General features: G+C 37.6%; 15 protein-coding genes and 1 pseudogene. All 16 read right to left on the bottom strand.

From position 1 onward, the window contains the following. Positions 1 to 262, bottom strand: a pseudogene (locus Q0093_RS14025) (UDP-glucose 6-dehydrogenase); the annotation flags it as partial. A gap of 71 nt (positions 263 to 333) precedes the next feature. Beyond that, entirely contained in the window at positions 334 to 1,623 is a 1,290-nt protein-coding gene (locus Q0093_RS14030) for a lipopolysaccharide biosynthesis protein (protein WP_297931673.1), read from the bottom strand. Then, on the bottom strand, positions 1,620 to 2,657 hold the full coding sequence (locus tag Q0093_RS14035; RefSeq protein ID WP_297931676.1) for a polysaccharide pyruvyl transferase family protein: 1,038 nt from the start codon (positions 2,655 to 2,657) through the stop codon (positions 1,620 to 1,622). The genes Q0093_RS14030 and Q0093_RS14035 overlap by 4 nt, the downstream gene beginning before the upstream one ends. Next, positions 2,650 to 4,002: a hypothetical protein gene (locus Q0093_RS14040; protein ID WP_297931678.1), complete on the bottom strand. Its 1,353-nt coding sequence runs from the start codon at positions 4,000 to 4,002 to the stop codon at positions 2,650 to 2,652. The genes Q0093_RS14035 and Q0093_RS14040 overlap by 8 nt, the downstream gene beginning before the upstream one ends. Before the next feature lies 1 nt (position 4,003). Then, positions 4,004 to 5,179: a glycosyltransferase gene (locus Q0093_RS14045; RefSeq protein ID WP_297931681.1), complete on the bottom strand. Its 1,176-nt coding sequence runs from the start codon at positions 5,177 to 5,179 to the stop codon at positions 4,004 to 4,006. Continuing rightward, positions 5,176 to 6,030 (bottom strand): ChbG/HpnK family deacetylase, encoded by an 855-nt coding sequence (locus Q0093_RS14050; protein WP_297931684.1) that lies wholly within the window; start codon positions 6,028 to 6,030, stop codon positions 5,176 to 5,178. Before Q0093_RS14050 ends, Q0093_RS14045 begins: the two co-directional genes overlap by 4 nt. Next, positions 6,002 to 7,438, bottom strand: a complete 1,437-nt coding sequence (locus tag Q0093_RS14055) for a hypothetical protein (RefSeq protein ID WP_297931686.1) — start codon at positions 7,436 to 7,438, stop codon at positions 6,002 to 6,004. Before Q0093_RS14055 ends, Q0093_RS14050 begins: the two co-directional genes overlap by 29 nt. Before the next feature lie 77 nt (positions 7,439 to 7,515). Further along, the gene (locus tag Q0093_RS14060) at positions 7,516 to 8,565 is read right to left on the bottom strand and encodes a glycosyltransferase family 4 protein (protein ID WP_297931688.1); all 1,050 of its coding nucleotides are present in this window, start codon (positions 8,563 to 8,565) and stop codon (positions 7,516 to 7,518) included. A 73-nt stretch (positions 8,566 to 8,638) separates the two neighbouring features. Further along, the gene (locus Q0093_RS14065) at positions 8,639 to 9,964 is read right to left on the bottom strand and encodes a nucleotide sugar dehydrogenase (protein WP_297931691.1); all 1,326 of its coding nucleotides are present in this window, start codon (positions 9,962 to 9,964) and stop codon (positions 8,639 to 8,641) included. Further along, positions 9,961 to 10,731 (bottom strand): glycosyltransferase family 2 protein, encoded by a 771-nt coding sequence (locus Q0093_RS14070; protein ID WP_297931696.1) that lies wholly within the window; start codon positions 10,729 to 10,731, stop codon positions 9,961 to 9,963. Before Q0093_RS14070 ends, Q0093_RS14065 begins: the two co-directional genes overlap by 4 nt. A gap of 26 nt (positions 10,732 to 10,757) precedes the next feature. After that, positions 10,758 to 11,294: a DapH/DapD/GlmU-related protein gene (locus Q0093_RS14075; RefSeq protein WP_367175130.1), complete on the bottom strand. Its 537-nt coding sequence runs from the start codon at positions 11,292 to 11,294 to the stop codon at positions 10,758 to 10,760. Positions 11,295 to 11,316: 22 nt separating this feature from the next. Beyond that, positions 11,317 to 12,030: a sugar transferase gene (locus tag Q0093_RS14080; RefSeq protein ID WP_367175132.1), complete on the bottom strand. Its 714-nt coding sequence runs from the start codon at positions 12,028 to 12,030 to the stop codon at positions 11,317 to 11,319. A 2-nt stretch (positions 12,031 to 12,032) separates the two neighbouring features. Beyond that, positions 12,033 to 13,292: a DegT/DnrJ/EryC1/StrS family aminotransferase gene (locus Q0093_RS14085; RefSeq protein ID WP_297931699.1), complete on the bottom strand. Its 1,260-nt coding sequence runs from the start codon at positions 13,290 to 13,292 to the stop codon at positions 12,033 to 12,035. Positions 13,293 to 13,312: 20 nt separating this feature from the next. Beyond that, positions 13,313 to 13,888 carry a hypothetical protein gene (locus Q0093_RS14090; RefSeq protein ID WP_297931702.1) on the bottom strand — a complete coding sequence of 192 codons (576 nt, stop codon included), beginning with the start codon at positions 13,886 to 13,888 and terminating at the stop codon, positions 13,313 to 13,315. A gap of 288 nt (positions 13,889 to 14,176) precedes the next feature. Further along, entirely contained in the window at positions 14,177 to 14,575 is a 399-nt protein-coding gene (locus Q0093_RS14095) for a sugar transferase (protein ID WP_297931704.1), read from the bottom strand. A 31-nt stretch (positions 14,576 to 14,606) separates the two neighbouring features. After that, the coding region (locus tag Q0093_RS14100) for a hypothetical protein (protein WP_297931707.1) at positions 14,607 to 14,813 on the bottom strand (207 nt) is incomplete at its 5' end.

Consider the following 14,813-nt stretch of genomic DNA (forward strand, 5'->3'; position numbering starts at 1 on the left):
GGCTGTCATAGTTTGTAGGTGCTGCAATTACCACAAAATCCGCATCCTTATATGCGGTTTCCGCATCAAGCGTTGCACACAGATCAAGCTCCTTTTCAGCAAGGTATCTTTCAATGTATTCGTCCTGTATGGGAGATCTCTTATTATTGATCATTTCCACCTTTTCGGGGATAATGTCAACAGCTGTTACTTTATTATGTTGTGCCAAAAGCACAGATATTGATAAACCTACATAACCGGTTCCTGCGACTGCTATTTTCAATTTTTATTACGCTCCTTTTTAATTTCACCCTTTGAGTATACTCTTTTCATTATGATAGGTTCTTCGATATTTTAATTAGATTTGCGTATGTTCTTAAAAAGATTATTTATTATTCGTAAATCATCTTTACGAATAATAATCAAATCTAGGATTCTTGTTTTAGTCTTTACAGAGAAAAACAAGGCAAAACTCATACCGCAAATGAAGTGGCTTATCAAAGATGCAATTGCGGTACCTAAAACACCGCAAAGTGGAACAAGCCACAGATTCAGCAATATATTAAGCAAAACAGCTCCTGCTAACAAGAACATATTAGTCAATTGCTTTTTATGTACTATGTTATATTGCGAGATCATTTTTATGAACACCATAAAGACAGTTCCCAAGGTGCATACTACAGTAATTGAATACGCAGTTAAATATTCATTACCAAAAAGAATACTAATAACTGGTTTTCCAAAAAACAAAATAAAAACTGTTATCAAGGTGGATATAAAAACGCCCAATCTGCAAGCCTTTGCAACCTCATCTTTTTCTTTTCCTGAGACTAATTTTCCCAATAATATTTCTCGTATTGCATCAGGAATAAAGAGAGCTTTCTCCGCCAAACCCACACCTGTCGAATAGATTCCCACCTGATATGCCGTTATAAACGTAAAACCATTCAGCATAATAATATCCAGGCGAGAATTCAGCATCGTAAGCAACAAAGCAATCATCGGAATCCAGCCGAACTTCAATAATTCCCATAGGTATCCAAAGTTTAACTCTTTATACACAAAACTAAACCTTACAAAAATTGTACTTCCTATAGCTCTAATGATGATTGCAATTGATATGCCAATGATCATCAGAAAATTATTCGGCTGCAGAAATATCCAAAACAATAGCAGTACGATTGTTTCTATAAAAGATGCAATCAAATTTGTTAAGTTCCTTTTCTTGGGATATTCAATGAGAAACACATAATTAATAATTGTTTCATACCCAAACAAAGGGATAAGCAATATGGAAACCTTAATTACAATACCTGCAGGGATTAGGAATGAAATGATGCCTGCAAGAATAAACAACACAGAATATACAATTAATATAGTCGAGCAAAATTTATTAAGAAAATTCTGTGAAGAATCTTTTTTCCTATAATACGGAAATGCCTGATGAATTCCGCATGTAACTACAATGCATCCCACCGATACTATGCTCGTGATGGAAGCCGACAAACCCTTGAGTTCGGGTCCCAAAAACCTTGCTAAAAAAGCAGCATGGAAAACTCCGACAACAACTGAGAATAATTTTGTCAGAAAAGAAAAAACATAATCATTTCCCAGAAATTTATTATGTAAGTAATTGCGTCTCATTTCAATGCCTCAATGTAGTTTTTCAATTCATCAAAATTTTCATAGGCAGAATCAATGATGGCAGCCGGTATCTGGATCGGGACTTCTGCATAGTCTTCTAACATGTTGAATATTGTTTGGCTGTTCGCCCTATAGAGCGGCAATACTCTTTCAGGATACCCAATATGTTTATAATAACGCTCAACTTTTTTGTAGTGCTCTGGAACTGCTATAACAGATTTGCCATAGGAGCAGGCAACAATGCCAACGTGAAGTTTATAGGTAACGACCACATCAGATTGTTCTATCACAGAACAAAGTTCAAAAGGATCTCCGTACTTATAAAAAAAGGAATCCGCTTCTGCAAATGTTTTAATCTTCTCATAAATCGCATAGTCATCAGGACATACCTGATCCGATGCAACAATAATATTATATTCTTCCTTGTGTTTTTCGTAAAATTGTTGGACTGCAGGAAGCACCTTATCTGCTGCCAACTTGTTTTGATTAATGTGAACCAGAATTTTTTTCTTTTTGGTACAATTTAGTTGCACAGCAGGAAGTTCATAATCTGTAATGGTTTGTGCCAAATCGGATGTAACTATACAATCAACTCCAAGCTTCTTAAGAAATTCGGCAGAATCATCTTCTCTTACAAGCACCTTATTTGCACGTTTGCTAATATATTTGATAATACTTTTCATAAAAGTATACTTACACGGTCCGGCACCAACTCCGAGAATAAGTATGGGTTTGCGCAAAAATGCAAACTTCAGACCAATTGGAAAATACCGTTTAAACCATAGATAAGTTGTATATAAAGAAGTATCATGGCGATCTCCAAAAAAGCCACCAGGCATATATACCAATGCCTCAGCTTCACATATTGGAAAATCAGAAATTTTTGTTTTTTTTATAAAATTCCGGGCATAGTCAGATAACAGATAGTATCTAAATTGACACTTATCACCCAAGTAATCCGCCATAATTCTGGTAAACAGCATATCTCCAAAATTATCTGAATACGTTGCCCCTACAATCAAAATCTTATTCATGCGCTTTCACCTCATAACGAAATATGGCTTCAGATATGCTTATCTGACTTAACAGATACACTATATAGTACCAATAGAATTCATCAAAAAAGAATTTATCAAGCGCCAACAACGGTAAAATCTGCGCTATCAAAAGTATCATTGTCTTCTTATTAGTATTGACACGAGTTACATATGTCATTCGTTTAGTCCTAATATACAACGCCACATACCACACCAATACAACGATAACGCCCAATATTCCCATTTTCCAGAGAATTTGCAAAGGGGTATTGTGCGTTACATGGCTACCTACTGTTTCAGCGTTGGTTGTCGCCCCTAAAAACATTGTTTTTAACGATGTGGAAATTTCCGAGATATACGCCTTCCATATATCGCTACGACCTGTAGTAATACTTGATACACCTTCATCACCAAATCTTGATACGATAACATCATAATAACCGCTACGAACAAAGTATACCGCAAACATGACTAATCCAACAGAAAACAAAAATAACATTTTGCTTTTTTTTGAAAGTTCTTTTCCAGATGCTGATTTATCAGTCATGATAACAAATATGCTTACACACCAAGTCAAAGCAATAAGCAAAAGGAACATTTTTGATAAGGTCAACACACCAATTGCAGATAATATAACGGCATATATCATATATATAGATCGTCTTGTAGTGATAAGACAAGTAAGTTGCAATGCAGTTGAAAATAGAACTAACGATGAAAAATAATTGGGGTCACTGCTTAATCCACAGAAACGATTAAATATTGTTTCTCCAACATAATATATATCTTCAGTTGCAATATAGCTAGCAAGATGTGGATCATCTGCCCATATAATTCCGATTAAAGATGAAGTGCATATTCCCGCAAAAGCCATTATCGCAGTTTCTTGTAAATTGAAAGTTAATTTTCCTTTTTTGTAATAATCTATACATTGTGGAAGCAATACTAACAGCAAAGCTATTCTTATGTAACTGAAGGGAAAACCGAATTCTCCAACCATGTTCTTTATAAGCAATAGTGTCAAAAATATTCCGCATATTAGAAATTCAGTTACTCCTAATCGCATCTTATTATTAAACAACATTACGCAAAGTGAAATTATTGTAGCTATACCTAAAACAGTCATTGCTTCTGGCGAATATTTCATAATACGAGCTAACGGTATAAAGAAAACAGTTAATGCTACTATATTTTTATAGTCGATGGCATACAGTGCAATTGTCATAATTGCAGCAATATATAGCATTGGTGAAAAATAAAGATGTCCGACCAAAAAAGCAATTACAATTGTAAGCCCCTTTAATATATCAGTTATTTTTGCTTTTTCATTCTTGACACTCAATTTAACCCCTCACAAGTTTCTCGATTTGTTCATGACAAATATCATTAGTATATTGAAATGTCTTCATATGATTGCGCATTTCCGTAATCGCACCCCGGTTGGTCAGCAAGTTATTTAAGCCAGTTCTTAATCCATTTTCACTGTTTTCACATATAACTCCATACTTATTATCAACCATCTCTGATGAGGATATGTTTTCGGTTGTTAAAATAGGGCATTTACATATCAATGCTTCTCCATATACCATAGGTGCAGCCTCGTAAATCGACGGTTGAATATAAAGATCACATCTTTTCATGTATGGATAAGGATTATCAATAGCGCCTAGCAAAACAATTTGATCACCTAAACTTTCTTGTTCAATCAATTGCTCGCATTCGGCACGTTCATTTCCGTCACCAGCTATATACCATTTTACATCTTGATGCTGGTGCAAAACCGGTGCGAAAGCACGAATAGCACGTGGGATTGCTTTTTGCGATGTCAAACGACAAGCGCTAAAACACACAAGCTCCCCCTCACATCGCACTATTTTTTCATCATTCGATGACAATTCAAGTATACGATCTATATCTTGGAAATTGTAACAATATTCGACCTTATTTTCAAACATAGGATGACATTTAATAAAATTGTCCGCTGTACCTTTTGAAACACACACAAGTTTATTCATTTTCTTCATGTATTTACGATTCTTTGTATCATCATATGATACAAATCTCGGATCATAATGTATCCATCCAAGTTTCACTGGTGCATCGGTTTTTTTAGCAACGAATCGATAAAATCCCGAAATCGACGCTTTAGGAGAATCTTCGTGGTGAAATGCAATAGCCACATCATAACCCGTCAACTTCTTTTGAAACAACAAAGCGAACCAAACAGAAAGAGTGTTCGTAAATACACGATCACATGCACAAGTCATAGCCTTCAAAATATAAGTTGTAAGACTCTTCTTCTTTGCCTCACCTATACTCATTCCATGCAGTTTCATCAAATAACATGGTTCGATTATTTTTACATCAGCAGGAAAACGATTTTTCAATACACCATCGTTGTTAAACATCAAAACAGTAATATCATATGTATCCTTTAGTTCCTTTACCATATTTATCAGAGCTGTTTGAATTCCGCCAACTGCAAATGATTTATCTACAATCAAAATCCTTTTTTTCATGAATTATCCCCCATATCATAGTCAACAAGTTTTATATCATTATTTATGATTATGTTCAATGTTTCGGAGGAAGTAAACATCTCATACTCCTTAATTCTCTGCTCAACAATTTTTCCAAAATAAGGAGAGTCATTTTTGGATGCCGGATGTATTACATATTCACCGACATTTTTGTTCTTCCATGATATGTTTGCAAATAAATACTCCAAATTGTTAATATCCGAATTGTTCAAACACACAATAAGTCCATCTGGCGAGGATACCCCTTTTTTATGTGCATTGTTTTGCCAAGTATCAAGCATTTTGGATTTGACAGGCTCAAGAATTCTCCATTTGAGAGGCATCTTTTGCGTATCATCACTTCGTTTCACATAAATACGCTGATGACTGCGCATTTTATTAATCCCCAACTCTGCTGCCGTATCAACGAACAACTGGTAAATACCAAAATCAACATGCGTATTCTGATGCGTGTTCCAATAATCTGGCTGCCCCATTAGCTCGTAATATAGATTATATTGGGCAATCAATTCTTTTTTTATATCAACAAAGGAAATCAGTTTTTTTCTAAGTCTTTTGCGAAATTCCGGATAAGAATAAAACTCTCCGTTTGGTGATACAAGCGTAGGAATCTCATCAGCAGAGAGAATAGGCTTTCCGCAAGCCAATACCCAATGCAATCCGACACTAACATTTTTCCTATCTTTAAGCTTGATAGCTTCCTTATAAAACGGCATATTTGTCATTACATTGGTTGAAGTTATAAGCCCTGCATCAATGCCAGCATCTATCGCTTCATTTACACCTTCAGACATCCCGTAATCATCTGCTGTTATTATCAGTTTTTTCATGAGTTTTTCTCCTAAAGAATAATTGTTTTTCTATATAGTATTTCAGATATGATGACAACAAATAAAAAATCCCGTTCAATTTAGAAAGTTTTATTGCGATACTTTCATCGTGCTCGAATGGTATATCTAACAAGGTTGAAGCTTTTTTATCTATCAAACCTATATGCAACAAGGATTTCTTTCTGAGCTTTCTGCTTACCGCCGTCCAAACATAGATGATCCTGCGTGAATTAAAAATGTTCAAATATACTTGTCCTATTGCATTGTAGATCAAATTTTCTTGCGCTGCCCATCGTCCCAGTCTGCTTTCAATCGAAAACAGATCAAAAGTATTAATTTGCTCGCCACTCTGTCTTATTTCATCCAACCATATTTTCAATTGTTCTTTTGCTTCGTTACTATAATTGTGAAGCTTACATCTAAAGTATGATGGTGTCGCAAATAAACTCGGAATATCTCTATGCAAAGAGCATTTTCCAACCTGACCAATTATATCACCGTTGATTATTGCACTATTACCGCAATGTTCTTTTATTGTCTTTGCAATACGAAGCGTTCTCGTTGAATAATTTCCTTTTCCAAGTAAATTATCCATTTTATCTATTTCTTCCTTCGTTAATTCAACATCAGCAATCATAGCATACGGTACATCTATCGTCGAACAAAGTTCTTGCGGTATAACAATATCTTGAGTCTTCTCGTTGTGTTCGGGATGCTTGATTGTATAACAGGCTCCATTAAAACTATTAGCCAACAAAAAAGCCAACACAACACGACTATCTCGCCCGGATGTTATAGGGCAATTGATCTTGAAAATGCTTTGATAATAACGTGTCAATACATCAATAAGAGGCAAAACTTTATCGGTAGCTTCTTCAATTGATATTATATTTTGCTTGCTTATCGAATTAACAAATCTTACTCCTTTAGCATGATTTACATCATAATAGTGATTAGGTATAAGTTGCTTTATTTCCTTATATACAGTAATATCGAACGGCATTGCTTGAGATATATCACCATGTTCCCTAATCTTCATATATTTAGAGTCGGGAGTCAAATCGAGTTTTTCAACTATACGCTGATAACTGTTTGCACAAACAACCGTTCCGCTTGGCGAATAGAATATAGGAATACTTAAAGTCGCATCCCCCAAAATGTAATAATCTTCTTCGTTCTTGTAAAAGATTATGTATTTACCGCCCAGGTTTTTTTCATATTCAACAACCCGATCTATAGAGTTGCAATTCAGTAAAATCTGTTCGGGAATGCAATCATGTTCTGCTGTAACTAAATTGACCGCATAACCAAATAGTGCACATTCACAAGATTGATTTTTGAAGGCGTGATATGGAGTTTGAGAATCAACAGAAATATAATACTTGCCGAAACGATAGTGAACCGGCATATCACAGTTTTCTATTAATACCGAACTAAAACAATACGAGAAAATTGGCGTCTCCACAGTAAGCCTCCATTCTTAATCTATACTTTGTGATAAATTGCTACATAATGTTTTGCTATATCTTCCCAATTGAATTTTCTTGCGTTGATAGTTATTCCTTCTCTGATTGCATCAAATGAATTAATAACCTTTTCAATTCCGTCAGCAACAGACTTCGGATCATTAGCTGACACGTGGAACCCTACAGATCCTTCTTCAAATTGATTGTCGAAACCCTGTCCCTCGGAATAAACAACAGGAAGTCCTTGGCTCATTGCTTCAGCGTAAACTAAACCGAATGATTCAGTAAAGGATGGCATTACAAAAATATCCGCCTTTTTATATTCATCTATCAATTTTTCCTTGGGCATTGCAGGAAGATATTTTGTGCGCTTGTCTTTTAATATTTTCAGATACTCTTTCTTATCTTCAACTTTCCCTACAACTGTTAATGTTGTATTGATTCCACGATCAGACAATAATGCCATTGCTTTTTGTGTTGTCGGAATATTTTTATTCTTGTCAATCCGCCCCGCATATATCAATTTAACACCGTTTTTAATATCTATACTCTTATTCTGAACGATAGAATTATTCAACCAAAAATCATCTATACCATTAGGAATAATATAAGTTTTCTGAAGAATCTCGTCATGGAATTTAGCCGGAATATACTTCTTAAGCACTTGATCCAGATAAGCATTCGACAGAAAAAAGACTGCTGATGCTTTTCGCATAATCTCAATTCCACGTCCTCGCAAATGCGGCATAAGTCTGAAAAAATCGTTCACATCGGTGTTTCTTATCGCAACTACATACGGTATTCCATACGTCTCCGACAACTTCATAGCAACATTTCCGTCAGAAAAGAGAGTATATGCATGTATACATTCGTATTGATCGCAACTATATGTTTTACATATCGCTTTAATAATCTTATCTTGCTTCTTATAGAAGAACAAGCGATCCCATTTTTTCAAACACTCTACAACCCGCACATATGATTTGACATCAACTATTGATCTATTAGCATCGTATGTCGGAACGAACACATCGCTTTGAATGTCTTGTTTGTTTAAGTTCTCAATCATAGTTTGATGCAAATTAGACAATATGTAATTGCAATTGATATGTAATATACGCATATACTTTACCTACTCTAAATTATAGTCTCCAATAACTAAGTCCACTTTCATTGAGATTATTTACGGAATACAGTCCCTTGACATCAATCAGCACTTTTTCCTTTTGAGGAATATCCTTGAACATTCCGCTGAGTTTATCAAGTCCAAGCTGCTTAAACTCATTATGAGCAACAGCAAGAATAACGCAATCAGCATCTTTTGCTTCTTCCATCGGTTTAAGCTCAATGTTGTATTCATGCTTCGCATCACGCTCACTTGCCCAAGGATCAATGACAATGGGTTGTACACCATATTCCATCAAACTGTTATAAACATCTGCCACTTTGGAGTTTCGTGTATCAGGACAATTTTCCTTAAAAGTCAAACCAAGGATAATGACTTTTGATTTGGTGGGAGCCTTACCAACCTTAATCATCTGCTTAATTGCAGCATCCGCAACAAACTTACCCATACTATCATTGACAATACGACCATTAAGAATGATCTGACTATGATAACCGAGTTTTTCGGCTTCATAAGTAAAGTAATAAGGGTCAACACCGATACAATGACCACCGACAAGACCAGGACGGAAGCCAAGTGCGTTCCACTTAGTATTCATACCTTCAACAACTTCGTTTGTGTCGATGCCCATACGGTCAAAGACCATCGCAAGCTCATTCATAAACGCAATGTTAATATCACGCTGGCTATTCTCAACAACCTTGACAGCTTCGGCAGTCTTGATGTTTGAAACGGGGTATGTACCGACTTTGATAACAAGATCATATACAGCCTTGATTTCTTCAAGTGCTTCTTCATCACAGCCGGATACAATCTTTTTGATATTCTCAAGTCTATGAACCTTATCACCGGGGTTGATTCTTTCGGGGGAATAACCAATCTTAAAATCAATGCCACACTTCAAGCCGGATTCACGCTCTATGATAGGTAAGCAGACATCCTCTGTCACACCAGGATACACAGTAGATTCAAATACCACAATTGAACCCTTTGTAAGATTTCTGCCAACGATTTCACTTGCTCCGATAACGGGAGTTAGATCAGGAGTATGGTCTTGATTTACCGGTGTAGGAACCGCAACGATGTGGAACTTTGCTTTCTTTAAGTCTGCTTCATCAGAAGTAAACATAACGCTGGTCTGCTTGATAGCATCATCTCCAACTTCGTTTGTAGGGTCTTTTCCGTTCTTGTAAAGATCAATCTTTGCTCTGTTGAGATCAAAACCTATAACTTTTACCCCTTCATTAGCAAAAGCAACTGCGATAGGCATACCAACATAACCAAGACCGATAAGCGAAAGCGATTCTTCGCCAGATTTGATTCTTTCAAACAAATTTTTCATTTGATTTTCTCCTTGTACCTATATTTTTTTATTAAGCCCCAAAATAAATTATTTGCAGTTAATAAAGCAGAGGAAATACAATTTTTATGTTCTGCTTCGTTGAATAGTTTGTAATGCCAAGAAATCAATTTTTTATAATTGTGAGAGCTTATACTTCCAGTTCTGCCCCTTCTGTATTTAGCCAATGTTTCATCAAGCAGATAGCAATTGGCTTTTTTGCAAACCTTAAGCCACATGGCATAGTCATTGTTTTTTTTAATATCCTCGATCTGAAGCAGACCAACATACTCGGCATCATACATAACAGTTAAGCAGCCTGGCCAACAATAATTGTACATGCCTACTTTGGTTATTTTTGATGGACCGCTGACCACTATGCCTAACGGTTCCGAACCTTCGTTGATTTCTTCATAACGTGTATATGAAAAGTGGTAATTTCCATTTTCCATAAAGCGAATTTGTTTTTCTAACTTTTCAGGAAACCATAAATCATCGCTATCAAGAAAAGCGATCCATTTTCCTTTTGCTTCACGCAACGCTCGATTTCTTGATAATGCTGCTCCGCTATTAGTTTCATTTTTGATGTAAGTTATTCTATCGTCTGTAAGATATTGCTCAACGATTTGATCTGTATCATCTGTTGAACAATCGTCTACAATAATCAATTCCCAATTTGTATATGATTGCGCAAGTACCGATTCTATTGTATCTTTTATAAATCGCCCTGTGTTATACGAAGGCATTATTATAGACACTAAATCATTCATTCTATCTTCCCACCTCTTAATCAAATTTATGCCACAAATGCTTTGCTACATATATTGTGGCGAGGCATATATCCAAAGTTCCTTTTATACGCTTTCCAGAAATCAAGGAAGTTAAGGATTCCCCCCCCCCCCGACTTTTCAAGTATTCTACAGGGAACACCTACTGCTGTCGCATTATCCGGTATATCTTTGTTGACTAATGTACAAGCACCAATCACCGCATTTTCGCCAATCGTCACTCCATTCTTTCCGGATATAACATTCGCTCTCATGCCGATGTATGCGCCCCTTTTTATGGTAATGGGTGTATGTTGTTGGTTTCGTCCGTGACAAGCGAAGAAAACCCCATATGAAATAATACAGTTATCTTCCACCGTAAACATATGTGGCTCAAGGTCATCGAGATAGCATCTCATTCCAATGAACACATTTTTACCGATGTTGTATCCGCACAAGCGATAGAAGAAAATCCTCCAGCCATTAAGTACCATATGCGGGATGATTTTTGCACTCATCCACTTTCGGAAGAAAGCCTTTATTTTTTGCCAGATTGTCTTTTTCATAACCGTACACTTCCTCCCGTGTTTATACTCCTAATAACTCTCTTGCTTCCTCTTGCTTCTTTTCATAGGTTTCTTGATCCACTTTACCTTGCATCATCAACCAATCTCCGAAATCCATATCACTGACCGTTCCCTCACGAACTGTATCATTTCTTTTGAGAACCTTTCCGACTGTTTGAATGATAATCTTCATATCACCAAGAAAGGTAATTCCGCTATCAATGTATTGGAGATCATATTCAAATTTGCGTTCCCAAGTTATGTTGTTCCGTCCATTGACCTGTGCCAGTCCAGTTAAACCGGGACGCACATCATGACGTCTCCTTTGTTCTTCTGTCATAAATGTCATATCTCGAACAAGTTGGGGTCTTGGACCGACTATTGAAATGTGCGCTAAGGCAATATTGGCTAAAGATGGTATCTCGTCAAGAGAAGTGCTGCGAAGAAATGCACCGTACTTTCCGAGACGCTGATCATCGGGAAGTAAATTACCATCCTTGTCCTTGGCGTTACTCATGGTACGGAACTTGATCAACTTGAAAATCTTTTCTTTTCCGTCCTTACCTTTCTTACCGGGTCTTGGCTGAAGAAAGAACGGATTTCCTTTCATAGCAATTGCACCAACTACAGTTAAGATCAGCAGAACAGGAGACAACACAATCAAAGCTGTCACAGACAATATGAAATCTATCAATCTCTTAAAAAACTTTGCGTACATTATATATTCTTCATTCAAATTTAATTGAAACAGCTTCTGATAATCTCGATAACCTTGTTCTGTTCCTCAGCCGTCATCTTATTGTCAGATGGCAGACACAGACCCCGTTCAAAAATATCCGCACCAACATCCACACAGCCACCTGCGATATAAGCATTGGTTCTGCAACGCCCACTTCCTTCACGGGTCACAAATTCGTGCATACGGTACATCGGCTGCATATGCATCGGTTTCCAGATTGGTCTGCCTTCTGCATTATACTTTGCAAGTGTTTCAAGGATTTCCGTAGGACAAGTCTTGCCCTTTTCGGATATGTAAAGTGCCTTTGAATCGTCTCTGACCTGCTTGCACATATAATCCTTGTCGATTATCATAGCAGACAGCCAGTAGTTCGGTTCTGTGCCGTCCATAATCGGATTCATTTGTACAGGTAAGTCCTTAAACCCGTCACGATAACGTTCATAGATTGCCTTTTTCTGTGCAATGTGTTCCTCTAAATATGGATACTGACCACGCACAACACCAGCGATCACGTTGCTCATGCGGTAATTGTAGCCGACTTCTTCGTGCTGATACCAGGGGGCATTTTCTCTCGCCTGTGTTGACCACTTGCGAGCTTTATTTGCCACCTCAATATCATTTGTCAGCAAGCAGCCACCAGCAGAACCGGTGATGATCTTGTTGCCGTTGTAGCTAATAGCCGAATAATCACCGAAAGAACCGCACTGTCTGCCGTGAATAGTTGCGCCCATCACTTCGGCAGCATCCTCAATCAGAAGTGCGCCATGCTTCTCGCAGATTTCCTTAATCAAATCCATACGTCCGGGGAAGCCGTACAGTTCAGCGGAAACCACCAATTTTACATCGGGGTACATTTCAAACGCTTTTTCAAGTGCCACAGGGTCCATATTCCACGATTCTGCTTCGGTGTCGATGAACACGGGAATGCCACCCTCATAAACAACAGGATTCAACGTAGCATCAAAGGTCATATCAGAGCAGAAAACTCGCTTGCCCTCTAAAGCTCCATGACTGATCGCAGGCTTGCCGTAGAGCGTTTCTCCAGCGTGCTTCACGGCAAGATGGAGTGCTGCGGTACAGCAAGACAGCCCTACAGCATATTTCATCTCTGCTTTTTCAGCAGCGATACGTTCAACTTCGTTGATATTCTCGCCAACCGTACTCATCCAATTTGTTTCATAAGCCTGCTGAACATATTTCATTTCTTCGCCGTGCATTGTCGGTGTGGCAAGCCAGACCTTTTTCTCAAACTTCTCCATTTATCAAAACCTCAAACTTATCAGTTGTATGCTTCACGGATTTTCTGTGCTTCCTCATAGCTTTCAATGGTGCGCCGCATTTCTACAACACGATGCGGTTCAACATATGCACCTGTCTTTATGATGCTATAGTTTTCACAGCAGCAGCCTTCCGCAACAACGCTGTTATGATTGATCAATGCCCCCATTTTAATGATAGAACAAGCACCGACTGAAACATTGGAATTAACTCCTGCAAAGGGTTCGATGATACAACCTTGATTGATCTGTGCAGAGGGAGACACATATGATTTAGGGGAAATCAAAGAAATAATCGCAAATCCGGCTTCGATCAATTTATCAGACCATGCTAATCTTGTATGCGAATCCTCAAAAGCAGCTACGGCATAACTATATGTGCCTGCAAATTTTTCGTAATCTTCTAATTTGCAAACACTAATTTCGTGATACTCTCCCTCAGCTTCCGGTACGCCAAAGTGCTGATTCAGCACATCGACCTTTTCAAAGCATCCCATTGACAAAGCAATCTCCTTTGCCACAGTTCCGTAAGCACTATCACATAAAATCAACAAGTTTTTGTTCATCTCTAATTCCACCTTTCCAAATCTTATAAATATAAAAAGTCCGGATACTCTCGTACCAAAGACTACACAAAACCTTTATTGCATTGTATCTATCCGATAATCCGGTTTATGTAGTCATATCATGTAACTCTATATCCTTTGTAGCACGACGAATAGCCGAGTGATGTTTTCCATCCTCGGCTAATTCAACCTCCTTATCAAATTTTGTGCGCTTATCAGATTGGGTCAAAATAAGCAATCAAGAAGCCATTTTGACTTTTCAAAGGCTGTTTACCGCCTTTTCCAACCTCGCACAAAACCTCATAGCGAAATTGAATTAACCGTGACAACCCTTGAAAAATCAGCATTATTCTTGGTTGTCTCTATTATACCTCTTTCTCCTTTTAGTATATTTACAAGCTGAGGCAATTCGTCGAGACTTGTCTTGCGCAAGAAATTTCCGACTTTTGTTACACGCTTATCCCCTTTCCCGGAATATACCCCGCTCCCAGTATGCTCTGCCCCAACACACATAGAGCGAAACTTTAAAATGCGAAATTCTTTGCCTCCCTTGCCGATACGCTCCTGCCGAAAGAAAACAGGTCCTTTTGAATCGAATTTTACAGCGGTCGACGCGACCAAGAATACGGGTGACAATACAATCAGGGAAAGACCAGATATGATCAGATCAAAAACTCGTTTTAAAAAATGACGGTACATAATTCTCTCACTTGTACAGATTCATTATTTCTCACGCGCTGATCGGGGGCTTGTCCTCAACGTCGTCTTGTCTGTGCAGAAAATCAAAGGAACGGCTGTCGGGGTGGAAAGTCGGCACAAGCTCCGAAACCAAAGTCTTCATATCCTCTGTCTCTGCATATGCAGCTTCATAAAGCTCGCCCAATTTTTCAAAGAAACCCGCCTCATCGAAAAGGATGGGCTGTGCAACGTTAATAAG

The organism is uncultured Coprobacter sp. (assembly GCF_947855755.1).
Taxonomy (GTDB): domain Bacteria; phylum Bacteroidota; class Bacteroidia; order Bacteroidales; family Coprobacteraceae; genus Coprobacter.